18 protein-coding genes are annotated in these 20493 nt (G+C 59.1%); 9 read left to right on the forward strand and 9 right to left on the reverse strand.

Features of this window, described 5'->3' with window-relative positions; genetic code table 11:
• Nucleotides 1-12: 12 nt before the first annotated feature.
• Complete coding sequence (efeO, locus tag K3819_RS15635) at nt 13-837, forward strand: iron uptake system protein EfeO (RefSeq protein WP_085610380.1); 825 nt, start codon at nt 13-15, stop codon at nt 835-837.
• Between the two features lie 65 nt (nt 838-902).
• Here the strand turns inward: efeO and K3819_RS15640 are convergent, their stop codons facing one another.
• The 5 genes from K3819_RS15640 to pssA form a co-directional block, all read right to left on the reverse strand.
• On the reverse strand, nt 903-1343 hold the full coding sequence (locus tag K3819_RS15640; protein ID WP_221397413.1) for an SMI1/KNR4 family protein: 441 nt from the start codon (nt 1341-1343) through the stop codon (nt 903-905).
• The gene (locus K3819_RS15645) at nt 1333-2091 is read right to left on the reverse strand and encodes a hypothetical protein (RefSeq protein WP_221397414.1); all 759 of its coding nucleotides are present in this window, start codon (nt 2089-2091) and stop codon (nt 1333-1335) included. Before K3819_RS15645 ends, K3819_RS15640 begins: the two co-directional genes overlap by 11 nt.
• A 16-nt stretch (nt 2092-2107) precedes the next feature.
• Nucleotides 2108-3373 carry a hypothetical protein gene (locus K3819_RS15650; protein ID WP_221397415.1) on the reverse strand — a complete coding sequence of 422 codons (1266 nt, stop codon included), beginning with the start codon at nt 3371-3373 and terminating at the stop codon, nt 2108-2110.
• Entirely contained in the window at nt 3370-8613 is a 5244-nt protein-coding gene (locus K3819_RS15655; RefSeq protein WP_221397416.1) for an AAA domain-containing protein, read from the reverse strand. The genes K3819_RS15650 and K3819_RS15655 overlap by 4 nt, the downstream gene beginning before the upstream one ends.
• A gap of 67 nt (nt 8614-8680) precedes the next feature.
• Entirely contained in the window at nt 8681-10024 is a 1344-nt protein-coding gene (gene pssA, locus K3819_RS15660; protein WP_085610381.1) for a CDP-diacylglycerol--serine O-phosphatidyltransferase, read from the reverse strand.
• A 216-nt stretch (nt 10025-10240) separates the two neighbouring features.
• Between pssA and K3819_RS15665 the strand changes: the two genes are divergently transcribed.
• Both K3819_RS15665 and K3819_RS15670 read left to right on the forward strand, forming a co-directional pair.
• Nucleotides 10241-10807 carry a TetR/AcrR family transcriptional regulator gene (locus K3819_RS15665; RefSeq protein ID WP_074690500.1) on the forward strand — a complete coding sequence of 189 codons (567 nt, stop codon included), beginning with the start codon at nt 10241-10243 and terminating at the stop codon, nt 10805-10807.
• A 53-nt stretch (nt 10808-10860) separates the two neighbouring features.
• On the forward strand, nt 10861-11340 hold the full coding sequence (locus K3819_RS15670; RefSeq protein WP_007951263.1) for a nuclear transport factor 2 family protein: 480 nt from the start codon (nt 10861-10863) through the stop codon (nt 11338-11340).
• Between the two features lie 42 nt (nt 11341-11382).
• Here the strand turns inward: K3819_RS15670 and sfnG are convergent, their stop codons facing one another.
• Nucleotides 11383-12477, reverse strand: coding sequence for a dimethylsulfone monooxygenase SfnG (gene sfnG / locus K3819_RS15675; RefSeq protein ID WP_085610382.1), 1095 nt, complete (start codon nt 12475-12477; stop codon nt 11383-11385).
• A gap of 334 nt (nt 12478-12811) precedes the next feature.
• Here sfnG and K3819_RS15680 point away from each other — a divergent pair, with 334 nt between their 5' ends.
• Nucleotides 12812-13591 (forward strand): TSUP family transporter, encoded by a 780-nt coding sequence (locus K3819_RS15680; protein WP_027611974.1) that lies wholly within the window; start codon nt 12812-12814, stop codon nt 13589-13591.
• Here K3819_RS15680 and nudC read toward each other — a convergent pair.
• The 3 genes from nudC to K3819_RS15695 all read right to left on the reverse strand — a co-directional run bounded on the left by nudC (nt 13559) and on the right by K3819_RS15695 (nt 16064).
• Nucleotides 13559-14389 (reverse strand): NAD(+) diphosphatase, encoded by an 831-nt coding sequence (nudC, locus tag K3819_RS15685; RefSeq protein WP_064381471.1) that lies wholly within the window; start codon nt 14387-14389, stop codon nt 13559-13561. The genes K3819_RS15680 and nudC overlap by 33 nt on opposite strands.
• Nucleotides 14390-14395: 6 nt before the next feature.
• Nucleotides 14396-15208, reverse strand: a complete 813-nt coding sequence (locus K3819_RS15690) for a crotonase/enoyl-CoA hydratase family protein (RefSeq protein ID WP_085610383.1) — start codon at nt 15206-15208, stop codon at nt 14396-14398.
• An 82-nt stretch (nt 15209-15290) separates the two neighbouring features.
• Entirely contained in the window at nt 15291-16064 is a 774-nt protein-coding gene (locus tag K3819_RS15695) for a class I SAM-dependent methyltransferase (RefSeq protein WP_221397417.1), read from the reverse strand.
• A gap of 158 nt (nt 16065-16222) precedes the next feature.
• On the opposite strand from K3819_RS15695, the gene K3819_RS15700 reads away from it, so the two are divergent.
• From K3819_RS15700 to K3819_RS15720, 5 genes are all read left to right on the forward strand, one after another.
• A complete protein-coding gene (locus tag K3819_RS15700) occupies nt 16223-16756 on the forward strand; it encodes a tetratricopeptide repeat protein (protein WP_085610385.1) in 534 nt (177 codons plus the stop codon).
• An 89-nt stretch (nt 16757-16845) separates the two neighbouring features.
• A complete protein-coding gene (locus K3819_RS15705) occupies nt 16846-17304 on the forward strand; it encodes a sigma-70 family RNA polymerase sigma factor (protein ID WP_256575331.1) in 459 nt (152 codons plus the stop codon).
• Complete coding sequence (locus tag K3819_RS15710; protein ID WP_221397418.1) at nt 17301-18059, forward strand: anti-sigma factor; 759 nt, start codon at nt 17301-17303, stop codon at nt 18057-18059. Before K3819_RS15705 ends, K3819_RS15710 begins: the two co-directional genes overlap by 4 nt.
• Before the next feature lie 50 nt (nt 18060-18109).
• Nucleotides 18110-18736 (forward strand): bifunctional nicotinamidase/pyrazinamidase, encoded by a 627-nt coding sequence (gene pncA / locus K3819_RS15715; RefSeq protein WP_221397419.1) that lies wholly within the window; start codon nt 18110-18112, stop codon nt 18734-18736.
• A gap of 378 nt (nt 18737-19114) precedes the next feature.
• Nucleotides 19115-20479, forward strand: coding sequence for a hypothetical protein (locus tag K3819_RS15720; RefSeq protein ID WP_221397420.1), 1365 nt, complete (start codon nt 19115-19117; stop codon nt 20477-20479).
• The last annotated feature ends 14 nt before the right edge of the window (nt 20480-20493 follow it).

The following is a 20493-nucleotide window of genomic DNA, read 5'->3' on the forward strand; positions in this document are numbered from 1 at the left end:
GGAGCCGCCCCCATGAAAAAGACGCCACTCGCGTTATTGCTGACCCTTGGTTTGCTCAACACCCCGCTGTCGGCGTTGGCCGCGACCGCGCCTCTGGATCTGGTGGGGCCGGTGTCGGACTACAAGATCTACGTCACCGAACAACTGGATGAACTGGCCAGCCACACCCAGCAGTTCACCGATGCAGTGAAAAAAGGCGACCTGGCCACCGCGCAGAAGCTCTACGCACCGACCCGCGTTTATTACGAGTCGATCGAGCCAATCGCCGAGCTGTTCAGTGACCTCGACGCGTCCATCGACTCCCGCGTAGACGACCACGAGCAAGGCGTAAAAGCCGAAGACTTCACCGGTTTCCACCGCATCGAGTACTCGCTGTTCTCGGAAAAGAGCACCAAGGATCTGGACGCCCTGGCGGATGGCCTGAACAAGGACGTGAAGGACCTGCAAACCCGCGTCGCCGGCCTGACCTTCCCGCCGGAAAAAGTCGTTGGCGGCGCCGCTGCACTGCTCGAAGAAGTTGCCGCAACCAAGATCTCCGGTGAAGAGGACCGTTACAGCCACACCGACCTCTACGACTTCCAGGGCAATATCGACGGCGCGAAGAAAATCGTCGACCTGTTCCGTCCGCAGATCGAGAAACAGGACAAAGCCTTCGTCGCCAAAGTTGACAAGAACTTCGCCACCGTGGACAAGATCCTGGCCAAGTACAAGACCAGGGACGGCGGTTTCGAGACTTACGACAAGGTGAAGGACAACGACCGCAAGGCGCTGGTCGGCCCGGTCAATACCCTGGCGGAAGACCTGTCGACGTTGCGCGGCAAACTCGGGCTGAACTGAGATCCCCCGGCAGCTGGTCCGCATTTCCCCGGCAAGTCCACATCACGATGTTGGCTTGCTGGTGTTTATGCATTGTTCGCTCGCTCGAGCATGAACTCGAACATTTCCAACGAGTCCCTGAAGCGTTTCCATATCGGCTTGCCAACAAACTCAATGGCGCACCAGGTCTGACTGGCCAGCTCAAGGACATAGAGTTCTTCATCAAGTTGCCCGAAATAGATGAAGTCTGCGCTGAAGGTTTCGCGCAAATCATTGTTCGCTTCCAGCAAGGTTTCCTGAAACAGAGGCTCTGTTGCGGCAGGCCAAATGATCAGACCGTTATGCAAAACGCCGTTCGCCCTTCGTAGAACCCGCTTGTAAGCTTCGGGAAACGCCATGCCGAAAGCCTGTTTGAAAGCGGCCTCTGCCCCCTCGATAGTTTGCTCGGAACAGGGTTGAGGAATGGCCGGCACTTCGCTCGGCAGCAGATCGGCCGTCATATGATCGACCCACGATTCAATGGTCATCGTAAATACTCAGCAGATCGACATTCGCCACGCGTTCCGAGTCGTAGTTCATGGCCGGGTTGGGGTAGACAATCGAATCCATCGGCGGCGTCGGCAACGCAACCATTACCCATTCGCCTGGTTTGAGCCGGTCAATGCTCAGTTCCGCAGGATTGTAATGGCCATGCACCGCACGATGCTCCACATCATCGCGAATCAGGATGAAGTTATCCGTGTTGTTATCGCCGCTATCATCGAGTGGCTTGCGATGGTGCACCTGATAGGTCTTGCCCGCGACGACAGGGTTGAGACCGTCGCGAGCCATCTTGTCGATCACCGCCTGGGAAAATCCGGCATTACGCAAGACCTGGGCATGGCTGACCGCAATGTCCTTGAGCCACTGGCGCTTGACCTTGGGATACTGCTTGTCACGCTCGTAGTCGTATTGATTGCGGTCGAGCTTTTTTTCGAACCTGAAATTCTCGAAAGTAAACCCGGTCAGCAGACGCACACCGGAATGGTGGTAGACCAGAGTGGCATCGGGCTCGCCGGCCTGTCTTCGCTTCTCTTGCCAGTCCAACAGTTTTTGATTGAACATTTCCAGCGTCTGATCGTCATGTCTGCGTGTCTTGAACAACACTTGCAGAAAACGCTTGAGGTTGACTCGCAGCTTGTTATCGCGCATCAGCTTCATGACTTCGTCATAGCCTTGAGCGATGACCGCTTTCAGTTCAGCCGCCGTGCGCGGATAAGTAATAAGGCTTGTCATTGGATTCTCGGCGGCCTCAGATGAACGATTCGGCGGTTTCAGCCTTGCTTGGCAGGCTCATGCGTATTTCGACCGGTAATGTCTGCACATGCTGGAGGGCTTCACCGAGATCCTCATCATTGAGCGGTGACTCCTCCGGCCCAAGGTCTACCCAGTAACGCCAGGCAATGTCACGACCAACCAGTGCCAGCCATTGCGCTTTGGAGCGAGTATCACTCAGCGTGAGAATGGCAACCCTGCAGGCAGCGCGCTCGCGAGCGCTGAACCGCTTCCAGCGCTGGGGATCGGCATGGAAGAACAAACCATCGATTTCTTCACGCAACACCACGGCCTCCGCCGGACGGCGAGTCAACAGTTGTGGTGCAAGCCCGGCAGGCAGGCTTGTCCCCTCCCAGCTATTGGCGATCGGCAGACGCGATTCGGCCCGAGCCAACGCCTGGTTCAGGCTTTCGCCTTCAATGACTAACTCATCGAGCCATTGAGCCAGTCCCGTGCTTTGCCCCAGGGCTCGCTGGCTGAACTCATCGAGTACGCGACCGGCTTGTGTCTGATCCTGCTCCACGGACTTGAGTGCAGTATCCAGTGACTGGCTATAGGACGCGCCCAAAGCGTCGATCTGCGGGTGAAGCGCGATATCGTCGAGTATGTCCCGCCCCAGTAAACCGACCTCCAGACAGCCATCCTTGAGTTCGATCAACTGATTATCGAGTGCGCGATGAAATGTACTGGCGAATGTCGAAGGTCGTCCTACGGATTGGTCGGCCATTTGCTCCAACAATTGATCCACACTCAGGCCCGGCGTCAGATTGACCTTGCTCGCCCGCCATTCTTTGACCTCGGGCAACAACGATCTCAAACCCAGACAGGCCTGACCATCGTGCACCCTCGTACCATTCTGCCCTCTCTGGCCCGCAGGCAATGCCCGAAGACTCTCATCCAGATTGCACGGGAAGGGGTAAACGAAAGGGCTGAGCGGGTTTTTCCCGAGCGCGCCTTCATCGGGCAACAACGTTCGCCAGCCGGGGTCGACGCAGTCTTCCTGAATCGATTGCAACACCAGTCCCGAAGCACTTTCTGGCAGCGTTGCAGCAGGATGAAGACGGATTTCAAGCAATTGCTCACGCAGTGCCGGCCCATCCATCGCAGTGGCGACTGCGCTTTTCCATAGCAATTGGTAGACGTATAGCAAGTCGCCTTTGAGCATTGAAGCTGCACGGTCTGGCGTCAGTTCGTAGTCAAGGGGCTCCAGCATCGGATGAGCCGATAAAGCGTGCGAAGTCATTGAATGCTCTCCGATTGGTGCAGCGTCGATCCCGTTGTATCCGGCAGCTTTTGGGAAATTTCGGATTGCCCTTCATAAAGCGCTTGCAGCGCCTCCATGACGCGCTCCGGCCAAAGTCGCCTTGCACGCCAACCCAATGCCAGCATGCGGGCTGTGTTGAGCGCCGGGTAGGTATCGAGCTGTTGCAAGGGTCCGGTTGATAGCTGCATCGAGATGTCACCGGAGTGCCCCAGCAGTGTTTTCTCGATAGCCTTCAACGCTTTGTCGGCGGATGCCGGATCCTCGGTTTCCCAGATCACGGCAGGCTGCTTCGAAACAGGGCAGGCAAAGGTTTTCAGTACTTGATCACCTTCCAGGGGAATTTCCACCTGCACCACATACCGAGCCGGTTCCTTCGCGGCCTGCTGGACAAGGTCCAATAGACCCAACTGCACTCGACCAATACCCTTGGCGGGCACGTTCGGCCTGCTGCGACCGATCCGGGCCGGGTATTGTGTGCTCAGCAGGTGGTCGAGCAGATTTCTTGCCAGCGCGCTTTTGACCAGCCCCGCATCGAGCCCCTGTGCAGGCTGGTCAAAGGCATCACGCAGGGTCGCCGGCTGGAGATTGTTGAAGCGCACCCGTTTGATGTGCGGGCCACTGCCGCCGGCGCCCAGGTCTGCACGGGCCAGACGTTCCTGAAGCACCCTGAGGCAATGCCAGGCAATCAATTCGCCTTCCGCATCCGCATCCGTTGCCAGGTAAACCGTGTCCAGATCAGACCACAACCTTGCAACACGGTCGAACACCCTCAGCCCCGCGTCGTTCAAAGGTCCCCACACAGGCTTCGAAGCTTGCCTGGCGTCCCACTTCTCCGGGGCCTGAAGCTGCGAAATATGGCCTCCGGTGGCTTGAATCTCCCATTCGATACTGTCGCCCAGAGCGGCATGTACAACACTGCGCTTGTACGGCGACTCGACCAGCACCAGATGACGCTGGTTCAGTCGCGAGCCACCAGTGGCTAGCGCATGCCATAAATAATCGCTGGGTTTGTTCAATGTCTCGGCGCTAAGACTGCGGCCATAATCCAGAGCGTTCTGGGACAACGCTACGATGAACATTTCCTTCGCACGGGAAACCGCCACATTGATCAGGTTCGCGCCCTTGTCATAAAAGTGCTGCGCATCCGGGTCATGTGTATCGACCATGGCAAAGATCACGATGTGTTTTTCCGCGCCTTGCAACGAATGTACGGTGTCGATCACCATCCGGTTGTGCAGTGCGTCTTTGTTATCCATGTCGTGCTGGACGCCATAACGCTCGGCCAGTGCCCGCTGAAGCACCGGGATCTGCCCCTTGAACGGCGTCACGATGGCCACTAGATCGCTCAGCGGCTTGCCGTAATGCCGAACAAGGCTCGCCTCGTTTTCATGAACCCACTGCGCGATGCACTGCGCCTCTTTTTCATTGCGCCGCGATCCGCTTGGGTGCTTCGTCTCCTTCACTTCCTCAGTCACCAGAAAGCCGAGTCTTTGCAGTTCAGGGCGCCACAGCGTCGCCGGAGCGCGCGTCGCCACCGCAAGGTCACCCGCGTATACCATGTCATTGCAGATCGTGATGATGGGTTCAAGGCATCGATAATGGTTGGTCAGCGTCAATCCCGGCGCATGGACGAAGGCCGGGTTGAACCACTGTGAGACTTTCTGCGCCATGCGCATCACGCTGCCGCTGGCGAGCAAGGCTCCACTGGGCTCCAGCGCCCGGTAGGGTGTCAGTTCCGCGCCAGTGACATGGGAGGCCAGTTCGAAACGCTGCACCAGACTGGTATCGCTGGCCTTCTCCATCGCCCATACGGGCTCCAGTTGCGCAACATCCCCCACCACGATGGCCTTGCGGGCGAACATGAAGGCACTGGCACCGATGTCCGGCGTGCCCTGCCCCGCTTCGTCAACGATCAACAGATCCGCCATCCCGAACAGGTACAGCTGCGAATCGGCATTCAGGTCCTTCACGTCACAGCGCATCAGTTTCGGTGCGGAATACGCTGTCACGACAAACACCGGGGCAAGCATCGCCAGTTCACGCAGTTGCGCTGCATTGGACGCAACCCATGTTTCATCCTTTTTCAGGTTGGCTGTGCGCAGATGCCGCGAAAGAATATAGCGGCCTTCCCAATACCGCGCGGCTCCATGGAACAACGCAGTGCGCACATTCACATCCAGCCAGTCCTGGAGCTGCTTGAGCAGTGCCGCCAGATTTTTGAAGAAATCCGCCGAAGGTGCCTGACCGGCATGGCAGCATTTCTGGAGCATCTCCAGACGGTCTGTCAGCAACGCTGGATGCGACGGATCCAGCCCAAGGCGCTGCAACGACTGTTCGACCGACACCCGCGACAGAGCCAGTTGCTCCTGAGCGGATTCATAGGTGCGCCAATGCTGATCCAGCTCAAGCAATTGCGCCTCTTCTTCAGCGTGACGCTGCTCAAGCTTGTCCAGGCGGACCATGCACGCTGTCCGGGCCAGCGTTAAACGGGAACGATGAGCCTCCACCAGAGCCGGCCATTGACGGCGTCCGTCCGGGTCCATTGTCAGATGGACGCCGCAACGGCTCATGTACATCGCCAGCCCTTGCGCCGCCTGATCCTGCAAGCGGTTTTGCAAGACCTCAATACGATCGGCCAGCAAACCGGCGTATTCCTCGTAGCCTTGTCTGTGCGCAGGCACGACAACTCCGCAAGCCCTCAACGCTTCGGCCAGTTTCGCCAGATCGCGCTCCTGAGCTCCCGGGGTAAAAACTGCCGCCAGTTTGTCCCCGATCCACTGGAGGACGCTGTATTCATGCTGTTTCTTGATCGTCGCCCCGACCTTGCCTGCCAGTGCGAGCGTCTGCCGGGTGTGGGCAAACGCTCCCTGTGCGTTCAAGACATCGTCGTCTGGCAATTGATCCAGCAAACCTGCGTAGCCATCGCTCAGCCGATCAAAGTCGATGATCGGCGCCAGCCTCGCGAGCCGGGTATTGATGCCTTCGATTTCTGACTGCAGACGGCTGCGCAAACCGTGATCGGCAGTGCGATCCCTCTTCTGTTGCTGTAATTGTCGACGCGCGAGTTCCTGGCCCGGAGTCCAGGGGGCAACCTGCTCGAGGTCGGCCAGCAGTGCCAGCCATTTAGACAAGGACCGATACAGATCGACAATGGCGGCATGACCGGTCTGAACCTGCCCGCGAAGCCTGCCGACCGCCTCCTCCAGGCTTAACGACTGCCCGAAATATTCACGCGCGCACCTCAGAAAACCCGATTCGAGCTTCTGTGCACTGACACTCCCGAAAGGTTTGACGCAACCGTCATATGTCCAGGGGTCACGATGGGAACTGCGCAACACCCACTGGTAGCTCCCATAATCACGCCGTCTTTCCTGGTTGTCACTGGGCGGGGCAAACCAGCCATAGGAGTTCAGATGGGGTAACCAGCGACTGTCGATTCCGGTCACGGCGTCTTCCAGCAGGTTACCGGCGCTGTCGAACAGTGCCGGTCCCGGCGCTTCCTGAAAGCTGGAAATGACGTTGGTCACCGCCTGATTGGTCGCTGCGCAGGCAAGGATCATGGGGCAGGCCGGATCGTCGACCTCCGATAACAGTGGCTCGACCCAGGCGCTGGCAATCACACCTCGCAACAGGCTGGTCTTCCCCGTTCCTGGGGGACCATTGACCGCCAGCAACTGACCGTCATCGGTGTGCCTCAGCGCAATCAACGCGTCGCGCTGTGCGGGATCCAGCGCGTAAGCCTCTCGCTTGCCGTTCTTGAGCGAGTCCATATGGCCGAAATAGGCCAGCAGATGATCAGCGCCATACTGCTCATGGAAAGGATCGTAAGTCCGCTCATTGCCGGGTTTGTCGATATGTGACAGTCGCTTGAACAAATTGAGCTCGCTGCGGCCCATCAGCGATTCGTCGGCCAGCAGTTGCTCATAGGCATTACAGACATGCTGAGTTGCACCTTTGACGGCACCGCCATTCACCAGCGTGAAAACCGGTTTGTAGTTTTTCAATGCCGGAAAGTTGGCCTGAGTCAGGCGAAAGCGCTCAATCCAGCCACTCAAGCCTTGTGCCCCTGAAAGCCTGGAAAACGCCTCATCCCACAACTTCAGCGCTTCTTTCAACGACTGCTCGGGGGCGACCTCGTCAGTGCCTGTACTTTTGATCGACATCTGCCCGAGCGCCCACTGGTCGTAGGCTTCAACGTCATCGAACAACAGACCCGGCAGGCGGGCTGTTTCCCCCAGGAGATCGCGATTGAACAGCGGGACACGCTCTTTTGAAAGTGCCCAACCACAACAGCCGGGTTCGGAACCCGCGAGCGCAATGGCGTGTAACGGCAAAACACTCAACACTGTGGAATTCAGCTTGCCCGCAACGTTTTTTTCGAGTTTGAACACCAGATGGCGCACCGGGGCCGATGGCGCATCGAACGACAAGCCCTCGCAAGGTTCCGTCAGCAATCGCGTTGCAATCATCTCCAGACTGAATGGGCGTCGGGGCTTGTCACCCAGCAGGTTTTCCAACTTGCCCATCGCATCGAAAGCCGTGCTTTTGAGCCCTTCAAGCCAATAGCCAACCAGCTTGTGGTTGATGGACGCAAGCTTCGAGGCATCAAGCCGGGTAAAGCCACTTTTACCGGCCTTTTTATACGTTTCAACGACTTCTTGCTTTTCTTCCCAGCTGGCTGCGGCAGCCACACTCTGGCGCAATTGCGGGGTAATGCACTCAAGGCCCCTGATCAGGTATTCCAGCTTCCGCCTTGCGTTAAGCTCAGCCTTGGCGGCCTGCTCCTGCTTCTGCACGGCACAATGTTGCTTGAACTGATCCCCAAACTTCCCGATGAATGCGTTGCAGCCAGCCAGATCGCTCAAGGCAACCGCCAGGACTTCGGGCGTTACCAGTTCGGGCAGGGCCTTGGCGATTTTATTGATGTAGGCGCGCTGAGCGTCAGACGGAGTGGCGCTCACGCCTTCCTCAGAAAGTTTTGCGGCGCTTGCAGCTGTATCTTTATGCCGCGAGATGAAGGCACTGCACTTTTTCTTATCGCTGCGCACGTCGGCGGGGACAGGGATGCCGGCCTTTTTGGCCAGATCCTCTGCGAACTTGATCTGTCCGGGGGATGGCTGAACGGTATCGTTTTGCATAATCGTCCGTGATTCGAGGTGCTTGCCTTGTACGTCGACGGTACATGCCAGCAAAGAAAAATAGTGGCGCTTTAGTGGCATGCATTAAAACGTAAAAGCCGTTGAATAGAAACTCCACGCCTTATCCTTGAGGCGTGGATGTCTCCTTTCAGAGGATGCGATAGAGCAGCCGCTCGACCCGCACCCGACTCACACGCTTGAGGAACTTGGCCACGCCCGCCGGGTAGTCCGGCAAGGCTTCCAGGTCCTGGAATCGCTCGATCCGCGTGGTGTGTTCGAAGATGTTTTCCAGCTCAAGGCGGCGCGGCTCCAGCCACTCGCCTTTCGGGTCATCGATCAGCAAGGCGTTTTCCAGATCGAGCCGAAACGCCCGCGGGTTCAGGTTATTGCCGGTCAGCAACGTGTAGCGCTGGTCGATCCACATGCCCTTGAGGTGATAGCTGTTGTCGCCTTCACGCCACAGGTGCAGGTTCAACTGGCCGCTGTCGATGTTGCGCTGATGCCGCTTGGCGAAGCGGCGCAGGCTGATCTCGTAGAGATACGGCAGCGCGGCGATCACCTTGAACGGCTCGCTCGGCGGAATGTAGAAGTCGTTGGCGGTCTTGTCGCCGACCACGATGTCGATCTTCACGCCGCGCGCCAGTGCGCGGTTGATCTCGCGGATCACCCCCAGCGGCAGGTTGAAGTACGGTGTGCAGATGGTCAGTTGCTTCTGGGCGCTGGCGATCAGCTCAAGAATCACCCGGTTCAGCGGATTGTTCTTGCCCACACCCAGCAACGGGCTGACCGACAGGCCAGTGTGCGCCGTGCTGCCGGCACTGGTGTCGTACGCCGCGTATTTGAGGCGGCTGCGCAGGTCGCCGATGTCGTTGCGCAGGCTGCGGGTGGTCGGCAGGTTCGGCAGGTCGAGGCGATGCACCGCTTTCGATTCGATCAGGCCGTGCTTGACCAGATGGTGCATCGAGTCCGCCAGTTCGCGGCTTTGCAACACGTGATAACGGTCGAAACGGTACTTGTCGAATTTGTGCAGGTAGACGTTGTTCAGGCTCGCACCGCTGTAGACCACGCAATCGTCGATCACGAAGCCTTTGAGGTGCAGCACGCCGAACAGCTCGCGGGTCTGCACCGGCACGCCGTAGACCGGCACCACGCTCTGGTGGGTGCGGGTCATCTCCTGATACCACGCCGAGTTGCCCGGCTGTTTGCCGGCGCCGATCAAGCCGCGCTGGGCCCGCAGCCAGTCGACGACCACCGCGATTTCAAGCTCGGGACGCTTGAGTTTGGCGGCGTGCAAGGCATCGAGGATTTCCTGGCCGGCTTCATCGTTTTGCAGATAAAGCGCGACGAGGTAGATGCGCTGGGTCGCCTGGGCGATTTTCTCCAGCAGGCAACGACGGAAATCGGCGGCGCCGGGCAGGATCGTCACGGCCTCGGCGGTCAGCGGAAAGCTGCGCAGTTTGGGCAGCAGAGAGCGTTTGAAAAGCAACGGCATAGGGCTCGCAATGGGTCGAATCCGAAGAACCCGAGAGCTTACACCATCAACTCCTTCGGGTCTTGTGAGTGTCTGTAATGACTTCATCACCAGCCGCCAGGTTCCCTCGGCTGAAATGCATTTTTCTGTGGGAGCCAGCCTGCTGGCGATCGCTATCTTCCAGATAAAAGAAATATCCGCTTGACCAAGGAGAACGATCGTTCTACTGTTCACCACATGAACGAAATCACACGCAACGACACGACCCGAGACATCATTCTGGATGTCACCGAAAAGTTGATCTACAAAAGTGGCATCGCCGCCACCGGCATGGATCTTCTGGTGAAAACCGCCGGCGTTTCCAGAAAGAGTATCTACCGCTACTTCGCCAACAAGGAGGAGCTGACCGTCGCCGCCCTGCAACGCCGCGACGTGCGCTGGATGCACTGGTACAGAAGCGCCGTCGATCAGGCCGAGACCCCGGCCGACCGCCTGCTCAACCTGTTCACCGTGCTCAAGGGCTGGTTCGCCTCGGAAGGCTTCCGGGGCTGTGCCTTCATCAATACCAGTGGCGAGACCGGCGATCCCGAGGATCCGGTTCGCCAGGTCGCCAAAGACCACAAACAGAAACTGCTCGACTACCTGTGCGAGCTGTGTACCGAACATGGGGCCGAGGACCCGCAACTGCTGGCCAAACAGTTGCTGATCCTGATTGACGGCGCCATTACCGTAGCGCTTGTGATGGGTGATCACAGTGCCGCCGATAATGCGCAATGCATGGCGCGAAAGTTATTGGACCTGTAACGCCTTAATAAGCCTGACAAGTTGTTTAACTGTTAACAGATCGGGAGACAAACATGTCTACTGCAGCCGAAGTTCGTCCGCCATTGCCACCGTTCAACCGTGAATCAGCCATTGAAAAAGTTCGTCTGGCCGAGGATGGCTGGAACTCCCGCGACCCGGAGCGCGTGTCGCTGGCCTACACCCTGGACACCAAATGGCGCAACCGCGCCGAATTCGCTAACAACCGCGAAGAAGCCAAGGGTTTCCTGACCCGCAAATGGGCCAAGGAACTGGATTACCGCCTGATCAAGGAGCTCTGGGCCTACTCCGACACCCGCATCGCCGTGCGCTACGCCTACGAGTGGCACGACGACTCGGGCAACTGGTTCCGTTCCTACGGCAACGAGAACTGGGAATTTGACGAGCACGGCCTGATGTTCCAGCGCTACGCCTGCATCAACGATATGCCGATCAAGGAAAGCGAACGCAAGTTCCACTGGCCGCTGGGTCGCCGCCCGGATGATCATCCGGGGTTGTCCGAGTTGGGTCTGTAATTAAATAGCCGATCCCTCCTGCATAGTGTGCAGGAGGGATTTTCAAGCAACTTCAGCGGTCTGGATCGATTGCGCTTTGGCTTCCAGTTCCCGCACCAAAGGCAACACCCGCTGGCCGAAATACTCCACCTCTTCCTGAAAGTGCAGGAATCCCGCCAATACCAGGTCCACCCCCACCGCTTTCAACGCCACGATCCGTTCGGCAATCTGCTGTGGCGTACCGATCAGGTTGGTCTTGAAACCGTCGTTGTACTGCACCAGATCTTCAAAGGTCGATTTGGCCCAGTTACCCTCACCTTCCGGCGACGCCCTGCCCGCCTGTTTCGCCGCATCGCCGAAGGCATTCACCGCTTCCGGGTCCGCCTGATCGATGATCTGCGCCAGCACTGCTTTGGCTTCTTCCTCGGTATCCCGGGCGATCACAAAAGCATTTACCCCGACTTTCACCGAATGCTGGTTCGCCGCCGCTTTGGCGCGAATATCGTCGACCTGCGCCTTGATGCCCTCGACGCTGTTGCCATTGGTGAAATACCAGTCCGACACCCGTGCCGCCATGTCCCGCGCGGCACGAGAACTGCCGCCCTGAAAGATTTCCGGCCGGCCCAGCGGTTTCGGCTTGAGGCTGTAGTTGTCGAAGCGATAGAAATCGCCACGGAAGGTGAAATTGTCCTGACTCCAGATCCCTCGCAGCGAACGGATAAACTCTTCCGAGCGACGGTAGCGCTCGTCGTGCTCCAGCCAATGCTCGCCAATCGCCTGGAACTCGCCCTTGAACCAGCCGCTGACGATGTTCACCGCGATCCGGCCATTGGTGAGTTGATCGATGGTCGCCAACTGTTTGGCCGCCAGCGCCGGTTGCCACGGCCCGGGCAGAATGGCGGCGATGACTTTGAGTTTGCTGGTGGCCGCGAGCAGCGCATGGCTGAAGGCAACCGATTCATGCTGGAACTCAGCGCCGTAGCCCGCAGTGAAGCGGATTTGCGTCAGGGCGTATTCGAAACCCGCCGCCTCGGCCAGTTGCGCCAGCTTGCGGTTGTAGTCGATGCCCCAATCGGTGCGTTGCTCGATCTTGCTGACCACCAGCCCACCGCTGACGTTCGGTACCCAGTAGGCAAATTTCACGGCTTGCTGACTCATTGGCGTGTCCTCGGGACAGTTGATGAAGGTGAGTAAGCCAGAGCAGCAAGCGTGCCAGCCCCTGAAGACCGGTTTTATTGGGGCTTCCGGCAATCGGCATGCACTGAGAGAGGTTGATTTGTTGTTAGCGTGTTGGGTGGGCAACAGTTGGGATTTGAAGTGGCTGGACCCAAGCTATCGCGAGCAGGCTCGCTCCCACAGTGGGAATGCATTCCAATGTGGGAGCGAGCCTGCTCGCGATAGGGCCATATGGGTCGCCGCAACACCTGGAAATGAGTAACATGACTGCCCTCCCCGCAGCCCTGCTCTGCGCCCTGCCGAATAAGCCGATTCCATGCCTTTCGAACTCAGCGTTGACCTCACCACCCTGGCCGTTCTGGCCCTTGTCGCTTTCATTGCCGGATTCATCGACGCCATCGCCGGTGGTGGCGGACTGTTGACCACGCCTGCGCTGCTCACCGCCGGCCTGCCTCCGCACCTGGTGCTGGGCACCAACAAGTTGAGTTCGACCTTCGGTTCGGCCACTGCCAGTTTCACCTTCTATCGGCGCAAGCTGTTTCATCCCCGGCAGTGGATGCATGCCATCGTCGGCACCCTGGTTGGCGCGCTGACCGGCGCCATCGTCGCCCACTATCTGCCGGCGGAATGGCTGAACAAAATGCTGCCGGTGATCGTCTTCGCCTGCGGCCTGTACCTGTTGTTTGGCGGCACGCCGAAAGCGCCGCTGGACAGCGACGCACCGATCAAGAAAAAGTGGCAATCGACCCAGGGCTTCAGCCTCGGTTTCTACGACGGCGTGGCCGGCCCCGGCACTGGCGCGTTCTGGACCGTCAGCAGCCTGCTGCTGTACCCGATCGATCTGGTCAAGGCCAGCGGCGTGGCGCGCAGCATGAACTTCGTCAGCAACATTGCCGCGCTGTCGGTGTTCGTGTTTTCCGGGCAGGTGGACTGGATCATCGGCCTGAGCATGGGCCTGTCGGTGATGGTCGGCGCATTCTTCGGGGCGCGCACCGCGATCAGCGGCGGCGCCAAGTTCATTCGTCCGGTGTTCATCACCGTGGTGTTGGGGTTGACCGTGCGCCTAGCCTGGCAGCACTGGTTCAGCGTGGCCTAAGCGCCGCGCCACGTAGACGTCGATCAGGTAACGGGCAATCGATTTGGACGCCGGCAACGGCGGCAGGTCGTGCACGTTGAACCACTGGGCGTCTTCGATCTCGTCTTCCTGGCAGACAATCTCGCCACCGGCGTATTCAGCATGGAAGCCGAGCATCATCGAGTGCGGGAACGGCCAGCACTGGCTGCCCATGTACTGAATGTTCTTCACCTCGATCTGCACTTCCTCGCGCACTTCGCGAATCAGGCAATCCTCGGCCGATTCCCCCGGTTCGGCAAACCCGGCCAGCGTACTGTAGACCCCGGTGACGAAACGCGGTGAGCGCGCCAGCAGCACTTCATCGCCCCGGGTCACCAGCACGATCATGCTCGGGGAAATCCGCGGATAACTGCGCAAGTCGCAGGGCTGGCAATACATCGCCCGCTCCCGTGGCACCTGGGTCATGGCCTGACCGCAATTGCCGCAGAACCGGTGCTCACGGGCCCAGGTCCCGATTTGCGCCGCGTAACCCAGCACTTTGTAGATCGTGTGATCGCCGTCGAGCATGAACGCCCGCAGGCCTTTCCAGTTGCACCCCGGCACCTCGCTGGTGCTGTGCAGTTCCAGCAGATACACCGGTTCGCCATCGAGATGACCGATACCGTGCTCGGCCAGGATCGATAAGTCCTGGCGCTTGAGCCATTCCCGGGGGAACAGCGCGCCGTTGTCATCGAACAGGAAACCCTCGGGGCTGCGCGCCACGGCCCAGCCGCCGGGTTGATCGGTGTCCAATACTGCAGTGGTCCAGCGAGATGTCATGGTTTCTCAATCCAGAAATTCGGGTTTCTGTTTGCTCATATGGGCGGCCATGGCCACGCGCAAGTCGGTGGATTGCAACATGGCGGCGTTCCAGGTGGCAACGTACTCGAGACCGTCGTCGATGCGATGGTCGCGCATGTAGCTGATCATTTCCTTGGTGCCGGTGATCGCGATCGGCGACTTGCCGGCGATGTCCCGGGCAATCTCCATCACGCCTTCGATCAGGCTGTCCTTGTCGCTGTAGACGCGATTGACCAGACCGATGCTGCGCGCTTCTTCGGCGCCAAAGGTGCGACCGGTGTAAGCCAGCTCACGCAGCATGCCGTCACCGATGATCCGTGGCAACCGTTGCAGAGTGCCGACGTCCGCCGCCATGCCGATGTCGATTTCCTTGATCGAGAATTGCGCGTCTTCGGCGGCGTAGCGCATGTCGCAGGCGGCGATCAGGTCGATGGCGCCGCCCAGGCAATAACCCTGGATCGCCGCGAGTACCGGCTTGCGGCAATTGTCGACCGCATTGAACGAGGCTTGCAGGGTCAGGATTTTTTTACGCAGCAGACGTGCATTGCGGCCGACATCCTTGCCCAGCTCATTGGCCACGCCGGCCAGCATCATCAGGTCGATGCCCGAGGAAAAGTGCTTGCCGGCACCACTGAGCACCACCACCCGCACTTCGTCGGTGTCGTCGATCCACTGGAACACCTCGACGATTTCACTCCAGAACGCGGCGTTCATCGAGTTGATCTTTTCCGGACGATTGATCTGCACATGAGCGATGTTGTCGGCCAGTTCGACGCTGAAGGCGGTGTATTGAGTCATGGCAGAAATCCTTTACCGGGCTGAAAATGAGGCCCGAACTATAACAAGGCATCAGCACGGCGGTTCGGCCAAATGCGGGACTCTAGCCGTTCTTCACCGCGACGAAGGCGGCGGTCTCGTAAGGCACCGTCACTATCTCCCTGCCCCGCAGCTGCGGCTCGCCGGCAATCAGTTCAGCAATTTGCTCGTCGATCTTCGCGCGCTGCTGATCGCTCAGCGCGGCAATGAAACTGGTGGAGCGCACTCGGTTGAAAATCACATCTTCCGGCGCGCCGGTATGCCCGTGCTGGAAATGCTGCGCCTGCAACGGCCCGAACGCCGGATGGGGAAAGGCTTTGCGCCATTCGCCGGTGTAGAAGCGTGGCGTGTCGCCTTCCAGCGCGTTGACGATGGCATCCAGTCTGGGCACCCAGTCGATCCGGGTGTCGCGCAGGTTCCAGATCAGGCCCAGCTTGCCACCCGGCTTGAGGACCCGGGCGATTTCATCCAGGGCTTCGGTACGGGCAAACCAGTGAAAGGCTTGCGCGCACACCACGGCATCCACCGAGGCGTCGGGCAGCGGCAAATCCGTTGCTGTGCCGCTGAGGGCCAGCACTTGCGGCCAGGCCACCGACAGTTTTTCCAGCATCTGCGCCACCGGCTCTACGGCAATCACCTGGGCGCCGGTCGCCACCAGCCGTCCGGTGAACTTGCCGGTGCCGGCGCCGAGGTCGATAACAGTCTTGTGGGCATCGAGGCCCAGAGTGCCGGTCAGCCATTCGCTGACGGCCGGCGGGTAGTCGGGCCGGCCTTTGACGTAGGTGTCGGCGGCGGTTTTGTAACCGCTGGCGGCCGAGTGGTGAACCTGATCTTTCATGGCCAAACTCCCATGGTAGAACTGCAGATCGACGACGAACGCTGACCAGCATAGCGCCGGAAAAACGGCGTTCCTTTAACAAAGCCTGACAAACCAATGAATAAATGTTCACCCTGCGGTGTTCAAAGTGAAACATGACCCCTTGTGGAGCCTTGCCCATGACTATCCGTTCCGTTATGTTCGCCGCCCCGTTGCTGGTAGCCGCCGTTTTCGCGAGCCCCCTCGCCTTCGCCAATGGCGATGAAGAGGCACCGGTACAGAAACCCAACTGCCCCAAAGGCCAGGTGTTCGACACCAAAACGCAGAAGTGCGTGATGCAGACCAGCCATCTGGTGCCCGACGCCGACCGGACCGATTACGCCTACCGCCTGGCCAAGGCCGGCCGTTACGAAGAAGCCCTGGCCCTGCTCGATACGCTGGAACAACCGAACACCGCCAAGGCTCTCAACTATCGCGGTTACGCGACGCGCAAACTGGGGCGCACCGACGAAGGCATCGGTTATTACCTGCAATCGGTGAAGCTTGATCCGCAGTACGCGCAGGTCCGCGAATACCTGGGCGAGGCTTACGTCATCAAGGGCCGCGTCGATCTGGCGCAGGAACAGTTGCAGCACATCCAGACGATCTGCGGCACGACCTGCGAGGAATACCGGGACCTGGCCCAAGCCATCAACGATTCATCGAAAACCTGACACGACACGCGGAGGCGAACATTTTCAGCGATCAGGCCTTCAGAGCCGAACTCGGGCAACACCTGGCGCGCCTGTGGCGTTACGGCTTGCTGCTGTCGCGCAATCGGCACGTGGCCGAGGATCTGGTGCAAGCCACCTGCGCGCGCGCGCTCGAGCGTTCGAGCCAGTACGTGGCCGGCACGCGCATGGATCGCTGGCTGCTGAGCATTCTGCATTCGATCTGGCTCAACGAAGTGCGCGCCCGCCGGGTGCGCCAGGGCCAGGGTGTGGCGGATGCCGAAAGTCAGCTGACCTTCGATGGCGAATACGCCGCGCAGACCCACGTCATGGCCGCGCAAGTGATCCGCCGCGTCGATGCGCTGCCGGAAACCCAGCGCGAGACCGTCTATCTCGCCTACGTCGAAGGCCTGTCCTACCGCGAAGTCGCCGAGATCCTGCAAGTGCCGATCGGCACGGTCATGAGCCGCTTGGCCACCGCGCGCCTGAAGCTGGCCGAATACCCGCCGCTGCAAGCGGTACCGAACACCCCCGCAGGAGACCGGCAATGAATGCGCCTTCCGACGAGCAACTGGTGGCGTATCTGGACGATGAACTGGACCGCGAACAGCGCAGCCAACTCGACGGCCTCATCGCCGACGATCCGCTGCTGAGTTTGCGGGTGCAATGGCTGAGCCGCAGCACCCTGCCGTTCAAGGCCGCCTATGACGAACAGGCGCAACAGGCGCCGCTCGACCGTTTGCAGGCCCGGCTCGATGCCGCGCCGTCACCGCAGAAACCCGGTTTCAGCCGGCGCTGGTTCATCGGCGCGGCGGCAGCGGGCGTGGCGCTCGCAGCTGTTGCGGCGGACCGTTTGTTTCTGGCCTGGCAAGCGCAGCAATCGCACAACTGGCGCGAACTCGTGGGCGATTACATGGCGCTGTATGTGCCGCAGACCCTCGAACATCTGCCCACCGATGAAGCCTCGCAACTGGCGCAGTTGCGAACCGTCGATGCGCGGCTGGGTGTAAGCCTGTCGCCGGCGAAACTGAAACTGCCCGGCGCGCAGTTCAAACGCGCGCAATTGCTCGAGTATGACGGCGTGCCCATCGCCCAGATGACCTGGCTCGACGCCACCCACGGCCCGCTGGCGCTGTGCGTCACCCGTACCAACAGCGGCAGCCAGCCGCTGGCCCATGAACGCCGGCACGGGATGAACGTGGTGTACTGGACCGAACGCGAACATGCCTGGATGCTGATCGGCCATCACCCGGCTTCCGAGCTGGAAGACATGGCGAAAATGTTTAAGACCAGGCTGAACGTTTAAAGAATTTTGTCACTATGCTGCTCGGGTGATTTTCCAAGAAGGATGGATTTATGCCGATTTCGCCACGCACAGCCCTGCTGGTCATCGACGTGCAGAACGACTTCATTCCCGGCGGCCAACTGGCCGTGCCGGAAGGTGATTTGATTGTTCCGCTGATCAACCGGCTCGCCGGGCAGTTCACGCAAGTGGTCATTGCCCAGGACTGGCACCCGGCCGGACATGCTTCGTTTGCGTCCAGCCATCCTGGCCGCCAGCCGTATGACGTGATTCAACTGCCATATGGCGAGCAGACTCTGTGGCCGGACCATTGCATTCAGGGCTCACGCGGTGCCGAGTTTCATTCGGGACTTGATCTGCCCCATGCGCAATTGATCATCCGCAAGGGCTGCAACCCGGACATCGACAGCTATTCGGCGTTTCTGGAAGCGGATCGCGTCACGACCACGGGTCTGGCCGGTTATCTGAAGGAACGCGGGATCGACACGGTGTACATGGTCGGCCTGGCGCTGGATTTCTGCGTGATGTTCTCCGCGCTGGATGCACGGGCGGCGGGGTTCAATGCGTTTGTGGTGCTGGATGCGTGCCGGGCGATTGATTTGAATGGATCACTGGCGGCGGCGATCGAGCGGATGCAGGTGGCCGGGGTCGGGCTGATCCAGTCGACTGAACTGCTCTGATGACGCCCGTTCCCGCCCAGCGCACTGATCGTTCCCACGCTCTGGACTGACCCCGGTCGCGGGGGATGAGGCTCTGTAACTGTTGCGCGAGGAAATTCGGTGGCGAAGCATTTCGCCCAGTTGCTGTACGTCGTCCATCTGATTGCCCTCGTAGAGTAGCGATACCGCGGAGGTCGATCATGGCCGGTTCAGCGTCGGGGCGTACGACAAACCCAGGACGTGTCAACCGGTCTGCAACGGGAAGATTACGACGAACGGCTGATTTTTTCGGGGTTTACCTGTCAGATCTGACAGTAGCCAGGCGCGGATGGGCGGTGTTTGATGACGGTACCCGCTGCAGCTCACGCAGCCACTATCTCGAATACCGGGGTGCAGAATATGAACAGTCCGTTTGTGGTTTATCCCGCCAAAGTTGTCGGGGGAGTTCAGAACCCCATTTACTACCCCGACCCCAACGTGAAACCACACTACGGCGTACCGCTTGCACTCTTCTCCGCGCCCGGCGATTTGCTGCGCCTTGAGATTATTCCCTGGGACAATCAGGCGGTGAACGATAGTGGATGGTTGATCATCAACAAGGGAGCTCCCCTATTCATGAAAACCATCCAAACGGGGGAAGACGGCAGGACTTTCTTCCATGACGTGCCTAAAGCCTTTTTCAATGATGGCATCAACACGCTGGTGGTGCGGGTCACTAACCAAGTCCAGCCCGGAGGAACGGATTCAACTGAACTGTTGACGCTCGTCCACATACCACGCCCGGGAGGAGAAGTGCCAGGTTCCGGGAACAATCCGAATCTGACTCTTTCAGTATCCCACTTGAGCGTAGGTCCAACAGAGGCTGCAAACGGCGTCGATGTCACACTGCGCTACGCCTACATGCGAGAAGGCGACGACATCAACCTTGACCTGGACGGTCGGCCCTATCCGCATAAAGTGACCGCAGCACAGGCGCTACTTGGCCAAGTGGTCATAAAGCTCTTCGCCAAGGATTTCTGGCAGGACAATAAACAGTTCGCCATTCGTTTCCGGGCGACTGACAGTCTCGGCAACACATCGGGCCCGCTGGCGATCTGGTCGGCAACCACCAACATCGATGTGCAGGTGAAACAGCCTGCCCTCGATCTTCTCCCCCCCAAAGTGCTGGAAGCGAAGGAAGCGAACGGTACGCTCTTGAATTTCGAGAAGGATTTTTATCAGAACACCCACGCCACCGTAGAAGTGCAATACACGGGTTCCAACGCAGGACAGAAAGTCAGAGTCTATTGCATCGGACGCGCGGAAACTTACGGCAGCGAGACTCAGACAGTTTCTTCAGCCGGGCAAAAATTGACGTTTTCAATCCCGCGTCGAGTGATAATCGACGCCATCGCCAACAAGATCCAATTCTCTTACACCGTCATTTTGCCGAACACAGTACCCGAGATTCCCTCCAAAGACCTCGACGTCAACATCACCCGACAGAAGCACCTCTGTGGCGTACCCACGATCAACGCTGCCAGAGAGAACCTCAGGCTTTACGCCCCAAATCCCCTCGAAGCGCAATACACGGCACGTATTTCATTAACCATCGATGGTCAGACACGTCTCGACAGCCAAGAGATCCCTTACGTCCAGGGTTCCTACATGGACTTCAGGGTTCCGCAAGGCTGGGTGAGCAGCAACCCAGGCAAAACCGGCTATTTCAACTATTCCATCAGGCGTACGGGTAGCACGGACCCCATCATTTTTCGCCGTATTTGAAGGTCTTCCTCTAG

The sequence above is a fragment of the Pseudomonas sp. 3-2 genome, from assembly GCF_019710535.1.
Lineage (GTDB): Bacteria > Pseudomonadota > Gammaproteobacteria > Pseudomonadales > Pseudomonadaceae > Aquipseudomonas > Aquipseudomonas pharyngis.